This window comes from Streptomyces sp. NPDC056361 (genome assembly GCF_042262805.1).
Taxonomy (GTDB): Bacteria; Actinomycetota; Actinomycetes; order Streptomycetales; family Streptomycetaceae; genus Streptomyces.
Genome location: NZ_JBHJQI010000076.1, coordinates 1 through 20194, shown reverse-complemented (window position 1 = coordinate 20194; position 20194 = coordinate 1). Strand labels below are relative to the sequence as shown.

Genomic DNA, 20194 nt, shown 5'->3' with positions numbered 1-20194 from the left:
CCCCGCAGGGCCCCTGCGGTCCGAACCGCTCTGCAGGACAGTGGATTTGTGGTCAGGGGTGTGTGGCTCCTGTGTAGATCTCCTCTGCGCGCCGGTACCGGAATCCCTCGGCAGCGAGGACGCCGATCGGGCATTCCGGCAGCCCGCGGGTCCCGGCGCGGGAAGGCGGGCATGAGGCCGTGCGGTCGCAGAGAGATCCTCGCGCCACTCGTGGCCGCTTTCCAGGGTCCATCGGTGCAGACAATCGAACCGCCCGGATCCGCCGGCGCCGTACACGACCCGACGAAAGGCTCAGGGGATGCCCTCTCCGCCGGTGACCGCGACTGCCTGAAGCAGATGCTTCAGGAGCGCCGTGCCGCGCTCTACCCGGCGAGCGCGGGCTTCCCGGCACGCGCCTCATGACCGCGTTCTACGCGCCGGGTGCTCCGGGCGCTTCGGATGCTCCGGAGCGTCCCGATTCGTGGAGCACGTCGGACAATCCGGACGCGTCACACACCTCGTGAGGCCGGCGGACGCGTTCCGGAGTGGTGGACCGACGAGCGCTCAGTGCTCGCAGAGGGAGAACTCGCGCTCGTAGAGCTGCTCGTTGTGTTCGTCGACGAAGAACTTCCGTTCCCGCATGAGCTGTTCGCGGAAGCTCTCGGCCTGCTCCAGCGTCATGGTCGAGGATGCCGACCAGGGCTGCTGCGGTGGCACGTCGGAGGTCGAGACGATCGTCTCCGACGGGTCGACCAGGAAGAACGCGAGAATCTTGCGATGGCCCGGGCGGGAGGGGTCCGTGAGACGGAACGGGGCGACACGGTGCTGCAGGACGTTCGGGAACGCCAGGCAGCGGCCCGCCGGGGTCGATGCCGATCCCAGCACCTGGTTCAGCGCGTCCTCGTCCTCCAGGCCGTAGACCTCGCGCAGACCGTCGTCGTCGTTCTGCTCGTAGTCCGGGTCGTCGAGCGCCGACCGGAAGCCCAGCCGGCTTTCGGTGATGTTCTCGCTGTCCCAGTAGTAGAGGCCGGTCGAGACGATCCGCTCGTTCAGCATCCCCTCGACGTGCCAGGAACCACCGGCGTACTCGGGTTTGTCCGGGGTCAGGTGAAGACTGGCGACCTTGACGATGACCTGGAGGCGCCGGCCGCGCAGGTCGACCCGGGAGGACGCGTCGGGCGCCTCGGGCGGGGTGAACGCCGGGGCGTCCGGGACGACCGGTCGGCGGTTCTCCCACCAGTCGTCCTGGGCCCGGTCCCATGCGCGACGGGCCTCCGCGTAGGCCTCGTCGTCACTGTAGGAGGACCGGTTCGGACGCTCCGGCTCCGAGCCGTACCACCCGTAAGGATCCGCCTCGATCCGCGGGGGCCGCGGATGGCGCAGATCCGTGAGCACGTTCTCCCACAGCGGGAGCATGCGCGCGAACAATTCCGGCAACACGGCGGCCAGTTCGTGATGCTTCTCGGGGTGGACGTTGTTGACGTACGAACGGAAGGCGACACCGCCGTCGTCATCGACGTCGACGTCCGTCGGCATCCACTGGAACCTCTCGGAGAACTCGTACCGCGAGTACTGGTTCGTCGGGTTCCGCCAAGCCCGCTCGGGCGCCCCGCTCACCTCCCTCACCAGACAGAACAGTGAAGGGTGAACGAGATCCAGTACCTGGCCGTCGGATCCGGGATGCCAGTCCTTTTCCGCCTCGGGTACGTCTTCCAGAACCCGGACCGCCTCGCGCAGCCGGAATCCGAGCTTTTCGTCGATCAGAGCGTCCGATTGCCACACCCCGTCGACCGCGGACACCTCGATGCCCGTCCGTTCGTCCCGCAGCGCGGCGTAATGCGCGAGTTCGGCGAGTACGTAGCGAACCTGCGCTTCGGTGAGGCCCTGACCGACCGCTTCCCGCGTCCACCTCGCGACGATGTCGGCGTCGTGCATCTTGTCGAACCATCCCGGCTTCGCCCGAATGTGCGCGCTGCACTGCATCATCTGAAGTTCCCGCAGCGTCCGAGGCGTCGCGAACGGCAGCGAACGAGATGTGTGAAAGGGCAGTGGGAAAGCAGACAGGCCAGACAATTCTCTTGGTCCTCCCGGTCGGTGTGCGGTGGCGGGAAGAATACTTCAGCGGACTGACACCGCATCCGTGCTCCATTTCGTCGCCGACCGCCGACCGCCGACCGCCGACCGCCGACCGCCGACCGCCGACCGCCGCGCGCGTGCCCCGGCCGGTCAGCGCTTGGCGGAGCCGAACATCCGCCGCTCGGCCGCGGCGGTCAGCTTGGGATGCAGGACGGGGAGCAGGCGGGTCAGGCGGTCCGTGGCCTTGGTATCGGAGCCGACGCGGATGGGGGGGGCGCCGGCTTCGGCGCGCCGGAGCGGTTGCCCCCGTGCGCTCCCAGAGGGGGGGCGCCCAGGCCCGCTCCGCCGCCGGGTCCGGCCCGGTGGCGGCGCGGCGATCCGGCCGGACCGGGCGGCGTTGCGGTGTCGAATCGCACCACGCGGAACCCGTGGGTGGTGAACCCGTCGACCGTGCGGGCCGGCCAGGAGGTGAGGTCCGGTCCCAACCCGGCGACTGGGAGGAGCTGTTCGCCGTCGGCTGGGTCGTGCAGGCGGTAGGTGAGCCGTGGGCCGGCCGGCAGGTCGACGAACCGGTCCTCGGACGCGTTCCCACCGGCTGGCGCCGTCGTGGTGCCGACGGTCACGTCATCATCTCCGCGCGGACGGTGGAGCGGGAGAAGTGCAGCTCCGGGTCGGCGACGCTGCCGGACCGGAGCAGTCCGACGTCGTCGCGGTAGTCCATCGAGGTCAGCCACGGCATGCGGTCCCCCTGGCGGGGGAGTGAGTCGACGGCGCGCCGGACGTAGCCGGCCCCGAAGTCGAGGAAGGGACGGGTCGCCATCCCGGGGTCCGTAGGCTCGGGTCGGCAGGTGTCGTAGCCGTGGGCGTCCAGGTGGGCGAGGAGTCGGCAGAAGTGCTCGCAGAGCAGGCCGATCTTCAGCGTCCAGGAGGAGTTGGTGTAGCCGATCGCGTAGGCGAAGTTCGGCACGCCGGACAGCATCATGCCCTTGTAGGCGAGGGTGTCGGGCAGCCGCACCTCATGGTCGTCGACGGTGAGGTTCATGCCGCCGAACGCCTGCACGTTCAGCCCGGTGGCGGTGACGACGACGTCCGCCGCCAGCTCCTGGCCGGACTCCAGGAGGATGCCCTGCTCGGTGAAGCCGGCGATCCGGTCGGTGACCACCGAGGCCCGGCCGTCGCGGATCACCCGGAACAGGTCGCCGTCGGGGACGGCGCACAGCCGCTGGTCCCAAGGGTCGTACGGCGGGTTGAAGTGCAGGTCGACGGGGTAACCGGCGGGCAGCTGGCGGGTGTTGATCCATCGGATGAGGCGCCGCGCCGTCTTCGGGAACCGCCGGCAGAAGCTCCAGATCAGACGCTGCTGGACGATGTTCTTGCGCCGGGTCAGCGCGTAGCCGCGCCGCGGACCGAGGTACTTCTTCAGCGTGTTGGCGATCAGGTCCGCGCGCGGCACCGGCAGGACGTACGTCGGCGTGCGCTGCAGCATGGTCACGTGCGCGGCGGTGGCCGCCATCGCCGGTACGACGGTGACCGCGGTCGCCCCGCTGCCGATCACCACCACGCGCTTGCCCGCGTAGTCCAGCTTCTCCGGCCAGTGCTGCGGGTGCACGATCGTGCCCTTGAAGAGGTCCAGGCCCTCGAAGCGGGGGGTGAAGCCCTCGTCGTAGCGGTAGTAGCCGCCCGCGCAGAACAGCCAGCCGCAGGTCAGCGTGGTCCGCTCGCCGGTGTCGGTGCGCTCGACCTCGACGGTCCACCGTGCCCGGTCGGTCGACCAGGACGCGCCGAGCACCTTGTGGTGGTACCGGGTGTGCGCGTCCAGGCCGTTCTCGGTGGCCGCCTGCCGCAGGTAGGCCAGGATCCGGGGCGCGTCGGCGATGGACTGCTCGTCGCGCCACGGCTTGAACTCGTAGCCGAAGGTGTGCAGGTCCGAGTCCGACCGGATGCCCGGGTAGCGGAACAGGTCCCAGGTCCCGCCGGAGGCCTGGCGGGCTTCGAGGATCGCGAAGCTCTTCGACGGCAGCTCCGTCTTCAGGTACCTGGCGGCGCCGATGCCCGAGATCCCGGCTCCGACGATGAGGACGTCGAGGTGCTCGACGGCGGACCTGGCAGGGGACGAGGACACGGGCGGCTCCCGGCGGTGTCGGAGGGTGGGTGCGTCCATGCTGCTGTCGGCACCGTCCGGCGGCAATGTGCAAACCGCACCGCCACTCTCGACGGGTGTGGCAATCTGCACCCGTACGATGAGGGTATGCCGTGGCAGACCCCTTCGCCCCGAGTGCGGGAACTGATCCGCCGGGGTGCCGAGATCGCGCTCGACCCCTCGGACGACTGGCTCGACGAGCTGGACGCGGCGACCCTGGCCGGCGGAGCCAGACGGCAGATCGCCGACGATCCCGTGCTGGCCGCCGGAACGCGCCGGACCAACCGCTCCAACCTGCTCTTCTGGGCGGCCTCCAACATCCGGGCGCCGGGCGAGCCGGTCCCCGCCAACGACACGGAGGCACCCCTGGCCGTAGCCCGGGACATGATCCGGCGCGGCCTGGACGAGTCCGCCCTGGACGCCTACCGGGTCGGCGAAAGCGTCGCCGTACGGATGTGGACGCAGATCGCCTGCTCGCTCACCAGCGATCCGGAGGAGCTGGCCGAGCTCCTCGACGTGTCCTTGCGCTCCATCGCCGCCTTCGTGGACGACACCGTGGGCGCGATCTCCGCCCGGATGCGCGCCGAGCGGGACGAACTCACCCGCGGCACCCACGCGGAGCGCAGGGAGACCGTCGCCCTGCTGATCGAAGGGGCACCGATCACGCGGGAGCGCGCCGAGAGCCTGCTGGGCTACCGGCTGCACGCGACGCACACCGCGGCCATCGTGTGGACCGTCGCCCCCGACACCGACCTGGGACGGCTCGACCGGGCCGCCGACGCGCTCGCCGAGGCCGCCGGCCAGCTGCGCCCGCTGAGCGTCATCGCAGGCGCCGCCACCCGCTGGCTGTGGGTGCACGGTCGCCCCGACGGCGATCGGGTGCGCGCCGCGCTGGACGAGCTGCCGGACGTGCGGGTCGCGATCGGCTCCACCGCGCCGGGCGTCGACGGGTTCCGCCGCAGCCACCTCGACGCCCTGACCACCCAGCAGATGCTCACGCGTCTCACCTCACCCGCCCGGCTGGCCTTCCATCACGAGGTCGAGCTCGTCGCCCTGCTCACCGCCGACCCCGAACGCGCCGACCGGTTCGTCACCCGCACCCTCGGCGAGCTGGAGACCGCGCCACCCGAGATCACCGAGACGCTCCGCGTCTTCATCGCCGAGCAGTGCAACGCCACCCGGGCCGCCGCCCGGCTGTTCACCCACCGCAACACCCTGCTCCGTCGCCTGGCCCGCGCCGACCAGCTCCTCCCGCGCCCCCTCGCCGAGCACACGATCGAGGTCGGCACCGCCCTCAAGGTCCTCCAGTGGCGCGGCCGCCCCTGACACCACCGGACACCCGACGTGCTCGTCGCCGAGGACGCCCCCGAAAGGCACCCTTTAAGATGTCGGCCGCGCGTCGATGTCACGTGCGGTCGTCGTCGCGGTCACGTGCGGTCGTGCCTCATGTGCCGTCGCGCGTCCGCGAGCCGTCCGGCCGGACGCGCGCGGGTAGCGGTTTCTACGGGGGAGAGCTTCGGTGTTCGGAATCATCAGGCCGTGCCGCCATCGCCTGGGCGAGGGCCTGCGCAGCGAGTGGATGGCGCATCTGTGCGGGCTGTGCCTGGCGCTGCGCAGCGAGTACGGCCAGTTCGCGAGGGTGGCCACCAACTACGACGGCCTGATCGTCTCGGTGCTGACCGAAGCGCAGTCGGAGCGCACCGGGGACTGGCGCCGTGGTGCCGGTCCGTGCCCACTGCGCGGGATGCGGTCGGCGGACGTCGCGCAGGGCGAGGGCGCGCGGTTGGCGGCGACGGTGTCGTTGGTCCTCGCCGCGGCGAAGATACGTGACCACGTGGCCGACGGCGACGGCCTGGTGGGGCGCCGCCCGGTGGCGCTGGCGGCACGCCGGATCGCCCACGGCTGGGACCGTGCGGGCGCCGCGGGCGGCGACCGTCTCGGCTTCGACACCGCGGTGCTGCTCGAAGCGGTCGGCCGCCAGCCGGAGGTGGAGCGGTCCACCGGGCCGGGTGGCTCGCTGCTGACGGTCACGGAGCCCACGGAGACGGCGACCGCCGCCGCCTTCGCGTACACCGCGGTGCTCACGGACCGCCCTGGCAACACCGAACCGCTCACGGAGGCCGGCCGCCTGTTCGGCCGGCTGGCGCACCTCCTTGACGCGGTGGAGGACCTGGACGCGGACGCGGCTTCGGGCTCGTGGAACCCGATCACCGTGACCGGCGCGGACCGCGCCGAGGTGCGCCGCCTGTGCGACGACGCCGTCCACGGGATCCGACTCGCCCTGTCCGACGCCGAGTTCGTCGACGCGCGGCTGGTACGCGCCCTCCTCGGCGTCGAGTTGGAACGTGCCGTCGACCGGGTCTTCGACCCCCGCCACCGCGACCACCAGCACCGCCGCCAGGCCCGGGTCCCGCGCATGCTGCCCTGGCTGGGACGCCGTACGGCGACGGAGACGCCCTCGGAGACCGCTTCGGGCACGGCGTGCGGCGTCGGGGCGCTCGCGGGCACGGCCCCGGAGGGCGGGGCGATGGCCTCCGGCCGGCCGGAGGGGCAGTGCCGCCGGTGTCACGAGTGGGGCCGGATCTGCGGTGACTGCAGGCTGTGCTACAACTGCTGCCGCTGCGACGACGACGGTGGGGACGACGCCGAGCCCTTCCAGTTCGGCGACGGCAACCACGGCGGCGGTTCGAGCCGGGACGGATCCGGCCGGGACGGCTCCCGCGGTGACGGCTGGTTCGGCGGCCAAGGCGGAGGCAACTCGGGCGGCTCGTCCGGTGGTTCGGGCGGCGGGAACGGCTTCGGCGGCTCCGGTGGTTCCGGCGGCGGGTCGGGCGACGGCTGCGGCGGTGGCGGCGGTTGCTGCAACCCGTGCAAGTGCTGCTGCGATTGCTGCGACTGACCGGCGGCCCCCTCACCGGTGGACCGGTGGACCGGTGGACCGGTGGACCGGCTGACCGCCTGAGCGACGGACCGCCTGAGCGACGGGCGAGCCGGGTGGCTCCCCGGCCACGGAGGTCGCGGGCCGCCCGGTGTCGCCTCAGCGGGTGTCGTCCCGTAGCCAGGCCAGCTTCTCCTCGGCGGCCCGCTCGCGGGGGTGCCCCGGCCCGTAGATGCGCCGGTAGTCGCGGACGCAGCGATCGAGGAGCGCGGCGGCCTCGGCGTGCTGCCCCACGTCGATCAGGACGTTCGCGAGGTTGTCCCGGGTCGACACGGTGTTCGGGTGGTCCTCGCCCTGCAGGGCCGCCCGGCCCGCCAGGACGTCCCGCAGGACGGGGACCGCGTCCTCTTCGCGCCCCATGGCGTGCAGGACGGCCGCCAGGTTGTTGCGCGCGGTGAAGGTGCTCTCGTGGCGGGGCCCCACGGTCGCCTCGAAGGACCGGATGACGGCGCGGAGGTGCCCCTCCGCCTCGGTGTGGCGGTTCAGCCGGACGAGTACCGCACCGAGGTTGGCCCGGGCCGCCGCGGTGCGCTCGTGGTCGGGCCCGTAACGCCGCTCCAGCCGGGGCACGAGGCCGCGCAGCGCCCGCTCGGACTCCTTGTGGCGGCCGCACTTGAGCAGCGAGGAGGCGTGCGAGTTCGCGGCGGTCAGCACGTCGGGATGGTCGGGCCCGAGAAGCCTGGTCCGCCGCGCCAGCACGTCCCGCTGCAGCGGTTCGGCCTCGGGCGCGCGCCTGAGGTCCTCCAGGACGGTCGCCAGCCCCGCCGCGCTGCGCAGCGTGTCGGGGTGATCGCGTCCCAGGGTTTCCGACCGGCCGCGGAAGGTGTCGCGCCAGGCCGATTCGGCGAGTTGCAGCTGTCCGGTGAGGTGGAGGACGTCGGCGAGCTCGGCGGAGGTCCGCAGCGTCTCCTCGTGACGTGACCCGAGGACGGTCCACTGGCCCCGGGCCACCTGCTGGTAGAACGACACCGCCTCCTCCCCGCGCCCAGGGGTCGACGCGAGGACCCGGGCCAGCTCGCGCACCGCGTCGAGCGCCTCCGGATGCTCGGCGCCCAGCCGCGCGACGACGGCACGGGCGCGCAGCGTGTGCCACTCCTCGGGGGAGATCTCGACCCGCGCGATCTCCTCCTGCGGACGGCCCTCCGTCACCTCCGTGATGGTGATGTGCCCGCCGACCGGCCGCCAGGCACGATCCTCCTGCGACTGCGACTGCGACTGCGACTGCGACTGCGACTGCGACTGCGACTGCGACTGCGACTGCGACTGCGACTGCTCTTGAGCTTGAGCTTGAGCTTGCGCTTGCTCCTGAGCCTGTTGCCGTTCCTGTTCCTGTTCCCGGCCGCCTCCTGGCGATCCCGCCGTGCCGTCCGCGCCGCCCTCCGCGTCCCCCCGAGGGGTCCTGCGCCACCACCGGCTCATCGTGACCATCTCCTTGTGTGCGTACGGTCCGTGCGGTTCGTGCGGTTCGTACGAGCGCCTCAGGCCCCCGCGTGGACGTGGGCGGCCCACAGGCTCGGGCTGGCGGTGAACGCGGCGCGGCACTCCCGGACCGCCCCGTGCAGTGCGGTCGCCGTCCGGCTGTCGTCCAGGGCAGGACCGCCGTCGCCGTCGTCGCTGCGCAGCCCCCGGTAGAGGAGGCGGGTGACACGGACGGCCACGGCGTCGTGCACCGGCCAGAGCGTGCCGACGGCGTGGGGATATCCCGCGAGCTGGAAGGCGGAGGTGATGTGGACGGACTCGTCGGCGAGGTCCCCGTCGGCGCGCGCCGTCTCGCAGGCCGAGAGCACCGCGAGTCGCGCGGCCGGCAGGTCGAGCCGGGCGATCTCCCGGACCGTCAGCGGCCGGGTCGCATGGTCGTGCACGAGGAGCCGGCCCGCCGACGGGTCGGCGGGGTCGCTGACTCCGTGGCAGGCGAAGTGGACGCAGGGGTGATCCGGCAGGGCGGCCATGACCTCGTCGAAGGTGGCGCCCTCCCCGTACAGCACGTCGGTCGGCAGCAGCGCGCGCAGCGCCTCCACCTCGCGTCGTGCCCCGCCGAGCGGCCGGGCGCCGGGGGTCTCGGGCAGGGCCACGGCGAGGAGCCGGCCGGACGACGACGGGGATGCGGCCCGGTCACGGGCGTACCGGAGAGCCCTGACGGTCGGCGTGTACGAGGAGACCACGCGGTCCATGACCGTACGCGGCCACGCCCCGGGCCCGCCCGCCCGACGGGGCGCGGTGCCGGTGCTCTCGCCGTGGTGCCCGGCCGCGTGCAGTGGCAGGGCGGCCAGTGTGCCGCCCGGCGACCACCACAGCCGGGGCAGCTCGCCCCCCGCCCCCGGAGCGGCGGACGGCCCGAGCCGGTCGAGCACCGGGCCGGTCACGTGGTCCCACGTCCATGCCAGCACCTCGGCGACGGTCCGCTGGGCGGCCTTGTCGCGCGCGGGGTCCATCGCGTCGGTGAGCGCGTCCCGGAGCCGGTCCGCCTGGGCGCCGACCGCGTCCGGCGTGGCCCGTGGCAGCGGCACGAGGAGGACGCCCCCGGGACGCAGGACCAGGGCGTCGCTGCGGTAGCCGCTGCAGTAGGCGAGCACCACCGGGCCGTCCTCCGCGCACGCGAGCAGGGCGGCCCCGTCCGGCGCGGCGAGGAAGTTGGCGAAGCCCGGTGCCCCGCGGATCTCGGCCACCAGCTCTTCCAGGCGACTCGCCAGGGCGTGACGCCGGTCCGCGGTGGGAGGCGGCAGCCGGCCCATGGCCGTCTCCGCCGCGTCAGCGGCCTCCAGCGCGTCGAGCCGGTCACGGAGCGAGACGAACCGCTCGGCGAGGCCCGGATGGGCTTCGCGCAGCCGTCCGATCCCGTCCCGGGTCGCCATGGCCCGGCTCAGCAGGACACCGCGGCCCTGCTCCAGGAGCGCCACCGCGTGTTCCGGGCGCCCCGCGTTGACCGCGCACGCCGCGGCCTCGGCGGCGAGGCCCCGCACCCGGGACAGGCCGCGCTCCTGGTCGCTGCGGGCCAGCCGGCCGGACGCGGCGAACGGCAGGAGTCCCAGGGCCACTTCGTGACCCCGTACCGCCTCGTCCCAGCGGTGTCCGGCCGCCGCGGCCGCTCCCCAGTCCCAGGCCGCGAGGACCCGCTCGTAGGCGGGCACGGCCGTCGTGCCCGCGGCCTGCCGGTAGGCGTCCTCGGCGGCACGCAGCACGCCCGGGTCGCCGTCCCGGTGGTGCAGGGCGCGCAACGCGTCGCCGTACGACCGCAGGAAGGAGCCGTGGGCCGAGCCGCCCTCCTGGGCAGACCAGACGGCACGGCCCAGGTCGCTCACCGCCTGCTCCAGGAGCCCCTCGCGGGCGCTGTGATGATGCAGCGTCAGGCGCGCGGATCCGGCGTTCGACAGGGAGAGCGCAAGCGCCGGATCGCCGTACGGGACGTGATCGGCGGCCTCATCCAGGAGGGTGACCGCCTCGTCGAGGTCCGCCGTGTCGGCTCGCTCGTCGAACCGGGCGCGGAGGGCGTTGGCCAGGTGGTTCAGCCGGTCCGCGCGGACCGCTCCGGCCCCGGGGGCCAGGGCCAGGGCGCGACGGGCCGCGGCGACCGCCTCGTCGGCGGCGGCCGACTCGCCCGTCGCGCCGTGCCAACTCTGCAGCACGACACCGAGGTTGGCGAGGCGCACGACCTGCGCGGCGGCGGAGGCCGGCGTCGCGTCGAGCGCGTCGCGGGCCAGCCGGGTGGCTTCCCGCAGGGAGTCCAGGTCGTCCGTCTGCAGGGCGCGCTCCCGCAACGTGACGGCGAGGTTCGCCAGGGTGTCGGCGTACGGGCCGGTGCCCGGCCGCTGCCGGGCCAGGGCGGACCGCAGCACGGCGATCGCCTCGTCGAGCCCCACCGCGTCCCCGGTCGACTGGGCCAACCGGTGCAGGGTGTTGCCGAGGCTGTTCATCCTGATGGCCCGCTCCGGGGCGTCGTCGGCGTACAGCGGCAGGGCCTCGCGCAGCAGGCGCGCGGACTCCCGCAACAGCGCGGGGTCACCGTCGTCCTCGGCGGCCAGACGCAGCGCGACGCCCAGACCGGCGAGCCGCTCGGGACGCTGCGGGTGACCCGCGGGCGTCTCGGCCAGGGCGGTGCGGTGCACCTCCAGCATCTCCGCACGACCCGCCTCGCCAGCATCGTGATCGTGCCACTGGCGGAGGCCCTGGGACAGGTTCGCCAGCACGAGCGGCCGGACTTCGCTGCCCGGCGGGCTCTCGCGCAGCGCCACCCGCCACACGTCCAGGGCTTCGCGCAGGGCGGCGGTGTCGCCGCCGTGGAGATAGGCGCTGTGCAGCGCCGCGGCGAGGTTGGCACGGTAGCCGGGCCGGTCGGGCGAGCCGGGCGGAAGGATCTCCAGTGCGTCCCGCAAGGCGTCCGTCGCCCGCGCGAGATCCGTCCCGTCGGCCGTCCCGGGGCCCTCGACGCCGCCGCGCGCGCCGTTCCTGTGCCGCTCCTGCAGCGCCTCGCCCAGTGAGGCCAGCGTCTGCGCGCCGGTCGTGGCGTCCTGCGGCAGGTCCGCCGCACGGTCGAACAACTCGACCGCCCGGTCGAGATCGCCCGCCTGCCCGTGGAGGTCGAAGCGCTGACGGTACGCCAGGGCCAGGAGGATCACGTCCTGGGGGCGCACGCGACCGTCGGACAACCGCTCGGCGGACACCCGCTCGTGGCCGAAGGCGATGACCGCGGCCAAATCGTCCGCGTCTCCCGTCAGTTGCCACCGGCGGTGCAGGGCGATCAGCAGATTCCCGGCGCGGCCCGGCACGGAGGCGTCACCGGGCTCCGCGACCGCGAGCTCCCGGCGGTACGAGCGGATCGCCTCGTCGAGCGCCCCGCGGTCGCCCGTCCTCAGGTGGAGCAGCAGCAGTTGATCGGCACCGGGCCGTCCGCCGACTCCTCCGGCTGCCGCCGCATCCGCCGCGCTGACCACGACCACCCCCGGTTGACGCCGCCCCGGACCGCGCGTCCTGCACGCGACTTCCACGGACCGGCCCGTGTTCACGATAGCCAAGAAGCCCTCGGATCGCCGAGGCCCGCCCGTACAATCACCACGAAGTGGCAACCGGCGTCCGAGGGGGAGCGGGAGCGTGGCGAACACGGCCGACGGGGCGAGCACGGGCGATGCGCGGCTCGGTGAACTCTGCCGCCGGCTCACGGACCCCTCGTCGGGACTCGACGCCCTGGGCGAGCCGGGGACGCGGCTGGTCGAGTCCCTCGTCACCGCCCTGCGCGACGGCCGTTCGCCCGAGCAACTCGGCGATCGACTCGACGAGTTGGAAGAACTGCTGCTGGCCGCGGGACACAGCGCCGGGCTCGGCTCGTACCGCACGACGCCCACGCCTCCCGTCCCCGGCTTCCAGAGCCTGCCGGTGGCCGGTCCCGGGCACCCCGCGCTGTACGTGCTCGCCTGTCCCGCGGGCCGGTGCGGGCGGGTGGAGGCCCCCGACGCCGACGCCCCGGATCAGCCCGCCTGCGGCATCCTCGACAGGCCGCTGAACGCGGTGCCCCTCCGGTGACCGGAGCCTTCCTCAGCGCGCTGGGCGGCCGCATCGCCGAGCGGTGGCTGACGCTGCTGGCCCTGCCCGGACTGCTCTTCATCGCCGCCGCCACCACGGCGACGGTGCTCGGGCACGAACACTGGTCCGACGTGGGGAAGTTGCGGACCTGGCTCGACACCCTGGCCGCCTCCCCCGCCTCCCGGAGCGCGGGAACCATCGCCCTCGTCGCCCTGGGGGTGCTGCTCGCCGCGGCCGCGATCGGCGCGGCGGCCCAGACCCTCGGCGCCGGAGTGGAGCTCCTCTGGTGCGCCGAGCCCCGCGGGCCCCTGCTGCGGCGCCTCGCCGACCGCCGGCTGCGCGCGTGGCGCGACGCCGACGCCGCGTTCCGCGCCGCACTGGTCACGGCCGGCCGGGCCCGTATCGCCGGGTCGGACGACGCCGACCGGCTCGCCGGCATCGCGGAGGACCACTTCGCCGCCCGTGACCGCATCGCGGCCGCCGCGCCGCGCCATCCCTTCGCCATGGGCGACCGGCTCGCCGCACCGGGCCGACGGCTCTGGCGCGTGTACCGCCTGGACCTGGCGGCGGCCTGGCCCCACCTCTGGCTCCTCGCCGCCGACGGCACACGCGCCGAACTGCACGCCGCCCGCGCACGGTTCAGCGCGGCGGCGCGCCTGTGCGCCTGGGGCGCGGGATACCTGCTGCTCGGCGTGTGGTGGTGGCCCGCCGCCCTCGTCGGGATCACCGCCCTCGCCGCCGGCCTCCACCGCGGCCGGACCGCCGCGACCGCCTTCGCCGAACTCACCGAGGCCCTGGCCGACCTCCACGTCCGCGACCTTGCGGCCGCCATGGGCCTCGACTCCGCACCGGCCATGGACCGCGCACTCGGCGAACGCCTCTCCCAGGCCCTGCGCAAACCCGCCTGACACCTCCCGCCGCCTCCTGACACCTCCCGACGTCTCCCGACTCTGGTCCCGGTCCGGGCCTCCGGCCTGCACTCCGGCCGGCACGGCTTCGGTCTCGCCTGCAGGCCCACCGCGCGTCTCCGGGGGTGCCGATCGGGAGGCAGACGGGCCGCTCGGGGGCGATGGCCTCGGCGTCGTCGACGCACTGGACGGGCCCTGTCAGTGATGCCGACACCGAAGGGACAGCCCTCCTCGGCGGTGACGGGCCACTCCACGGGGGCGCCGGCCGCGGTCCGGGTCCGGGTACCACCGGCTGGTCTCTGCGTGCCCTTTCCGGGCTCCCGGGTTGCCCCCGTCTCCCGCGATCCCGGCCCCGCCGGGACCGCCTCCGGCCTGCGGGTTCACCTCTGTGGAGGCATGCGGCGGCAGCGGTTATGGTGAGGTCAGGCGGGCGGAGGAGAGCCGGGAGCCGTGATGCGCGGACATCGTTCCGAGCAGCCCGACAGCATGCAGGAACTTCTGGTCGCGCTCGGGCGGCTCGTGGATCAGGCCCTGGAACGGATCGAGTACCAGCGGGCCAGGGTAGAGCTGGCCGTGGCCTTGCAGCGCCACATGCTCCCACCCGAGCTGCCGGAGCTTCCGGGACTGCGTCTGGCCGCCCGGTACGCACCGTCGCGAGGCGGTCTGGAAGTGGGCGGTGACTGGTACGACGCCTTCCTCATGCACGACGGGTCACTGGGGCTCACGGTCGGCGACGTACAGGGGCACGACGTCGAGGCCATCGCCTTCATGGGCCAGGTGCGCACCAGTCTGCGCGCCCTCGCGCAGGCCACGAGCGACACCCGGGAAGTGCTCGGCCGCGCCAACGATCTGCTGATCGCCCTGGGATACGGCCTCTTCGCGACCTGCTGTTTCCTGCGCTTCGACCCGGTCAGCCGCGATCTGACGGTCTCCAGGGCGGGTCACGTCCCGATGGTCTGGGCCACGGCCGGAGGCCGTCACGGCATCGCCCTCGACCGCGGCGGGCCGCCGCTCGGCATCGTGCCCGGTGAGTCGTATCCGGTGACGCACCGGCGGCTGACCGAACCGGGGGTGCTGGTCCTGCTCACCGACGGAGTGGTGGAGGGGCCGCACTACCCGATGGAGTCGGGTCTGGCCGAGGTGGCCCGGCTGGTGCGCGCGGGGTTCGACGCCGATCCCGACGTGCTGGCCTCCGCCGTCGTCAAGGTGGCCGACCTGACGGGACACCGCGACGACGCCGCGGTCCTCGTCGTTCGCTACGACGGTCCGCAAGAGCCCGCCTGACCGGCGGGGCGGGTGCCGCCGGGGGTGCCGGCACTGGTACGCCGAGGTCGCCGGTGGCCGCATCTGGGGGGAGACTGCTGTCGTGCGCAGCGCAGAGGCGGGTCGTCGCGGGTCCATCGCTCTGCGCGCGCTCGCCGTCGCCGCCGTCTACTACGGGGCCGCGCAGATCGGCCTCCTCCAGCAGCTGGTACGCGACCAGGTCACCCCGCTGTGGCCGCCGACCGGTGTCGCGCTGGCCGCGCTGCTCATGATGGGGCTTCGCGTCTGGCCGGGCATCGCGCTGGGCGCGTTCCTGGTCAACGTGTTCCTCGGGCCGTCGCCGGTCGCGGTCCTGGCGATCACCGCGGGCAACACCCTGGCGCCGGTCTGCGCCTGTCTGATGCTGCGCAGGGCCGGTTTCAGAAACGAGCTGGACCGCCTGCGGGACGTCCTGGCCCTGGTCTTCCTCGGCGCGCTCGCCGGGATGCTGATCAGTTCGACCGTCGGAAGCGGCGCACTGGTCCTCTCCGGAGCGCTGGACGCGGGCGACTTCTGGCCGACGTGGTCGGTGTGGTGGGCCGGTGACGCGATGGGAATCCTCGTCGTCACTCCGTTCCTCCTCGTCCTGTCCAAGGCCCGGTGGCCGTCGCGAGCCGGGCCCGGCCGCTGGTTCGAGGCGGCGGCCCTGGCGATCGGCACGGTCCTCACCACGCTCCTGGCCACGCGCACTTCCGACACGAACCTCCTCTTCCTCGTCTCGCCGTTCCTCATCTGGGCGGCCCTGCGCTTCCGGCTGGCCGGCGCGACGCCGTGCGCGCTCGTCGTGTCGACGCTGGCGATCCTCGCGGCCGGCGGCGACAGCGGCCCGTTCGTCGGCGACGACGTCTTCGCCGCGATGGTCACCCTCCAGGCCTTCAACGGCACGACCGCCCTGACGGCCCTCCTGCTCGCGGCCGTCATCACCGAGCGCGACCGGACGCACGAGGAGATCAAGCGGGTCTGCGACCGGTTGGCCGAGATGGTCGGCCGGATGGAGCCGGGACCCGAGTCGTACGAGTACCGGCCCGAGGACCGTCCGTAGCCCGTGACACCCGACGGCGCACTGCCGCCGTCGGTCCGGCCGGGCTGGCCGGGTCCGCCCGGCCCGGTCAGCCTGAACAGCCCGACCGGGCCGACCGGGCGGACCCTTGATGAACCCCGGTCGTGAGGGACGCCGGCTTCGGCGCCGCGACTCAGGGTCGGGTCCTCCTTTGGGGGGAGGTGATGCCCTCCTTCGGAGGGATTCCGTCAAGTCCCGTATGAGCAAGGGTGCTTGGGACCGACCGTCCACCTCCCGCGAGGATCTCCATCACCGTGCGAAGCAGACGAACAGCACCCGTCGTGGCCCTCGGCGCCATCGCGGCGCTCCTCCCCGTTCTCACCCCGGCTGCGGCCTCGGCGGCCGGGCCGGCGCCCAGGACCGCCACCGCCACCGAGACCACCGCCACGCCTTCGGTCGACGCGCTCGCGCGCTACGAGCGGCAGGAGCCGCGCTGGAGTCCCTGTGACGGGGGAGGGCCGGCGGAGTACGAGTGCGCGACGATCGAGGTGCCCCTCGACTACGCCCGTCCGAACGGTCGCACGCTCGACCTCGCCGTGTCACGGACGAAGGCGACCAGCGCCCGCGACCGGCGCGGTGTGCTGCTCCTGAACCCCGGCGGGCCCGGCGGATCAGGGCTCGACATGCCGGTCTGGCTGGCGCCGATGCTGTCGGACGACGTGAAGAAGCGGTACGACCTGATCGGCTTCGACCCCCGGGGCGTCGGCCGGAGCGCCCCGGTGAGCTGCGGGCTGAACGACGACGAGAGGGCGTGGCAGCGCCCGTACAAGGCGGCGACGTTCCGGAAGGACGTCCGGTGGGCGCGGACCGTCGCGGAGAAGTGCCGGGCGCGGAACGGCGACGTCCTGCCGCACATGACCACCCGCAACACCGCACGGGACATGGACGTCATCCGTGCCGTGCTCGGCGAGAGGAAGATCTCGTACCTCGGCTACTCCTACGGAACGTATCTGGGAGCCGTCTACACGCAGATGTTCCCGCAGCGCGCCGACCGGTTCGTGCTCGACAGCGCGGTCGACCCGGAGCGGATCTGGCGGGGCATGATCCAGGTGTGGGCCGAGGGGGCGGAACCGGCGTTCGCGCGGTGGACCGCCTGGGCCGCCGAGCGGAACGCGACGTACGGGCTCGGCGCGACCCCGACCGAGGTCGGTGCGGCGTTCTGGGCGCTGGTGGCACAGGCGGAGCGCGAGCCGATCGTGCTCGACGGCGTCGCCCTGTCGGGCGACGACATCCGGCTCGGGGCGCGGGCCGTGTTCTTCGACGTGGCGTACGCCTCCGAGGCGGTCGTCCGGCTCAAGGACGCCGCCGAGGGCCGGACGCCGGCGCCGGCACGGAGCGGCACGCCGCTCGCCCCCGTACCGCCGCGCTTCGGCCGCGCCGCCGACGGGCCGTCCGGCGCGCCCGCCGTCCCGGCGGACAACATGGACGCGGCCTTCTGGTCCGTGGTGTGCGCCGACACCCGCGCGTGGCCGCGTGACCCGGAGCGGTACCGGCGCGACGCCCTCCGCGACAAGGCCAGGTACCCGCTGTACGGGGACTTCGCGTCGACCGTCAAGCCGTGCGCGTTCTGGCGGGGCGGGGCCGAGCCCGCCACCCGGGTCGACAACTCCGTCGCCGCCCTCGTCCTGCAGAACGAGTGGGACTCCCAAACGCCCCTGGCCAGTGGCCGGGGACTGCACCGGGTCATGAAGGGGTCCCGGATGGTCACCGTCCTCGGCGGCCAGGGCCACGGAGTCTACGGACTGGGCTCCTGTGCCGACGCGACCGCCACCGCCTACCTGGTCACGGGCCGCCTGCCCGCCACCGACCTCACCTGCCGGACCCCGTCCGAGCAGGCCGGCCGCTCCACACCGCTCCCGCTGCCGACCGTCCCGCAGCGCCTCCCGATCGGACAGGACCGCTTCTGACGGCGCGCCCTCTCCGGCCCTGAGCCCTGAGGGCGGGGCCCCGCGAGACGGGGCCCCGCCCGTGCCGGGGGCGGCGGGGGCCGCGGGTTGCAGGCCCGCCGGTCGACGTCGCGGCGCGGCTGGCAGAGTCATGGGCGTTGCCCCGGACTCGGGGCGGGGGAGGAGCGGACCCCCTCAGGTCCGCCGGTAAGTCTGGTAAGTGACGACTCATGAGAAGAATCGCGGCCCATGGGCTGCACGTCCTGGCGACCGTCCTCGCGGCCGTCGTCCTGCTCGCGGGACAGGCGGCACCTGCCGCCGCCGTCACGACGGTCCCGGGGGACGCGGCCGGCACGGCCGCCACCCGGGAGACGGTCCGGGCGATGACCTGGAACATCTGCGGTGAGGCGGGCGGCCGGGTCGCCTCGGACACGGGCTACTGCCCGTACCGGAACGTGCCCGGCAAGAAGATCGAGGGCATCGCCCGGATCGTCAAGGAGCAGGGCCTCAACACGGTCATGCTGCAGGAGGTCTGCTCGGTCAGCCACCTGGTCCCGCTGGAGGCGAAGCTGGAGGCCGACGATCCCGACTCCGACTGGACGTTCGCGCTCGCGGGCGGGACGCGCCCGGACGACACGTACCAACCGGACAAGCCGGGAGTCGAGTTCATCGACACGGAGGGCTCGAAGTGCCGCGGCTCGCTGTCCGGCACGCTGGGCGTGGCCATCGGCGTCAAGGGCCGGATCACGTGGAAGACGGAGACGGACTTCGCGACTCCGCTCGGTCTGGCGATGGGCCGCGGCAGCGTGCTCTGCGTGGAGGTGGCCGGCTGGGAGAACCACGTGTGCACGACGCACGTGTCCAACTTCGCGGCCGACGTCCCGAAGAGGCTCACGCAGGCGCAGGCCGACCAGTACTACGACGACCAGATCGCGACGGTCGCGGACGTGGTGGGGAAGTTCCCGTCCGTCGTCCTCGGCGGTGACCTCAACACCCGGCTCCAGGACCGGCTCCAGCCGCTCCACCTCCTGATGTCGGAGTGCGACCAGCAGGCGTACGACCCTGGCGACGCCTCCGACGAGCCGACCAAGTTCACGCGCGACGGCGTGACGAAGGACGCGGACGGCGGGATCCTGTCGTACGCCGGATACACGTCCTCGAAGATCGACTACCTCTTCGCCACCGGCGGCTTCACCGGCTGCGACTCCCGGACGGACTTCGCGGACAAGGCGGACTACCGGCTCTCCCTCCAGCCCGCCTGCACCAAGGCGACGCCGTCGACCGTCCCCGACCCGTGCGAGCCGGACGCGACCGGCTACTCCGACCACACCCCGCTGTACGGCAGCACGCAGGGCGGCGGGAAGCTCTCCTGGCGCCTCGACGGCAGCCCCGACGGATTCGGCGGCACGCTCACGGGCGGCGCCTCGTGGGCGCCGGGCGAGCACGGCGGGGCCCTGGCGCTGGACGGTTCGACGGGAGCCGCCACGGCGGCCGGGCCGGTCGTGGACACCACGCGCAGCTTCACCGTCTCCGCCTGGGCGAAGGTGGACCCGGGCGCGGGCACGTCGGTCGTCCTGTCCCAGGACGGGAAGATGATCAGCGGCATGATGCTCTGGTACAACGCGAGTGACAGCACCTGGCGCTTCGCCCTGCCGAAGGTCGACAGCACCACGTGGAGCGTCGACCAGGCCATGGCCCCCGCCGCCCCGACCGGCACGTGGACCCATCTCACGGGCGTGCACGACGCGGCCGCCGGCACCGTCTCCCTCTACGTCGACGGCGTGAAGAAGGCCACGGCCGCGCATGTCGAATCCGACCGCTGGGCGGCCACGGGCCGGTTCGTCGTCGGCCGCGACAAGGTGAAGGGCGTCGGCAACGCGTACCTCGACGGGTTCGTCCAGCGGGTGGCGGCCTTCGACTACCCGCTGCGCGACGACCAGATCGCCTCGTACGCCGGCCGTCTGACGGCACCGACCGGCAGGGGCACGGCGCTGCGCGACGTCGCGGGCGAGCCGCTCTCGCAGGGCTGCCACCAGAACCTCGACCCCTTCGGCGCCGACTACGGTACGGCGACCACCCTCACCCCGACGCTGACGGCCACGGTCACCCACCCCGACCCGTCCAGGGAGGTGTGGGCCGAGTTCTCCCTCTGGGACAACACCGACCGGACCCAGCCGCAGCCGATCACCATGGGCGAAGCGGGCTCGGCCGGGACCCGGGTCCGCGGTCAGGGCACCGTCTCCGTTCCGGTGCCCCGGCTGATCCCGGGCCACGCCTACGGTTGGCGCGTCCGCACCACCGACGGCACGACCACCTCGCCCATCTCCACGAACTGCCACTTCAGGGCCCCCGCAGCCTGAGCCCGACCGACGGAGCCCGCCCCCGGTGGCC

The 20194-nt window shown here is 73.6% G+C and carries 12 protein-coding genes; 8 read left to right on the top strand and 4 right to left on the bottom strand.

What is annotated here, in order from left to right:
- Window positions 1-543: 543 nt before the first annotated feature.
- Window positions 544-2052, bottom strand: coding sequence for a DUF4246 domain-containing protein (locus ACFCY7_RS23940; protein WP_376488081.1), 1509 nt, complete (start codon window positions 2050-2052; stop codon window positions 544-546).
- Between the two features lie 622 nt (window positions 2053-2674).
- Window positions 2675-4216, bottom strand: coding sequence for a flavin-containing monooxygenase (locus ACFCY7_RS23935; protein ID WP_376488080.1), 1542 nt, complete (start codon window positions 4214-4216; stop codon window positions 2675-2677).
- A gap of 87 nt (window positions 4217-4303) precedes the next feature.
- Here ACFCY7_RS23935 and ACFCY7_RS23930 point away from each other — a divergent pair, with 87 nt between their 5' ends.
- Both ACFCY7_RS23930 and ACFCY7_RS23925 read left to right on the top strand, forming a co-directional pair.
- On the top strand, window positions 4304-5521 hold the full coding sequence (locus ACFCY7_RS23930; protein ID WP_376488079.1) for a PucR family transcriptional regulator: 1218 nt from the start codon (window positions 4304-4306) through the stop codon (window positions 5519-5521).
- Window positions 5522-5714: 193 nt separating this feature from the next.
- On the top strand, window positions 5715-7094 hold the full coding sequence (locus tag ACFCY7_RS23925; protein WP_376488078.1) for a DUF5685 family protein: 1380 nt from the start codon (window positions 5715-5717) through the stop codon (window positions 7092-7094).
- Window positions 7095-7232: 138 nt separating this feature from the next.
- Here the strand turns inward: ACFCY7_RS23925 and ACFCY7_RS23920 are convergent, their stop codons facing one another.
- Window positions 7233-8282: a tetratricopeptide repeat protein gene (locus ACFCY7_RS23920; protein ID WP_376488077.1), complete on the bottom strand. Its 1050-nt coding sequence runs from the start codon at window positions 8280-8282 to the stop codon at window positions 7233-7235.
- 329 nt (window positions 8283-8611) lie between these two features.
- Window positions 8612-12061, bottom strand: coding sequence for a CHAT domain-containing protein (locus ACFCY7_RS23915; protein WP_376488076.1), 3450 nt, complete (start codon window positions 12059-12061; stop codon window positions 8612-8614).
- 157 nt (window positions 12062-12218) lie between these two features.
- Here ACFCY7_RS23915 and ACFCY7_RS23910 point away from each other — a divergent pair, with 157 nt between their 5' ends.
- From ACFCY7_RS23910 to ACFCY7_RS23885, 6 genes are all read left to right on the top strand, one after another.
- Entirely contained in the window at window positions 12219-12647 is a 429-nt protein-coding gene (locus tag ACFCY7_RS23910; protein ID WP_376488075.1) for a hypothetical protein, read from the top strand.
- Window positions 12644-13555, top strand: a complete 912-nt coding sequence (locus ACFCY7_RS23905; protein ID WP_376488074.1) for a hypothetical protein — start codon at window positions 12644-12646, stop codon at window positions 13553-13555. The genes ACFCY7_RS23910 and ACFCY7_RS23905 overlap by 4 nt, the downstream gene beginning before the upstream one ends.
- A gap of 453 nt (window positions 13556-14008) precedes the next feature.
- The gene (locus tag ACFCY7_RS23900; RefSeq protein WP_376488073.1) at window positions 14009-14839 is read left to right on the top strand and encodes a PP2C family protein-serine/threonine phosphatase; all 831 of its coding nucleotides are present in this window, start codon (window positions 14009-14011) and stop codon (window positions 14837-14839) included.
- 82 nt (window positions 14840-14921) lie between these two features.
- Entirely contained in the window at window positions 14922-15899 is a 978-nt protein-coding gene (locus ACFCY7_RS23895) for an MASE1 domain-containing protein (protein WP_376488072.1), read from the top strand.
- Window positions 15900-16171: 272 nt separating this feature from the next.
- Window positions 16172-17824: an alpha/beta hydrolase gene (locus tag ACFCY7_RS23890; RefSeq protein ID WP_376488071.1), complete on the top strand. Its 1653-nt coding sequence runs from the start codon at window positions 16172-16174 to the stop codon at window positions 17822-17824.
- 209 nt (window positions 17825-18033) lie between these two features.
- On the top strand, window positions 18034-20163 hold the full coding sequence (locus ACFCY7_RS23885) for a LamG-like jellyroll fold domain-containing protein (protein WP_376488070.1): 2130 nt from the start codon (window positions 18034-18036) through the stop codon (window positions 20161-20163).
- Window positions 20164-20194 lie beyond the last annotated feature (31 nt).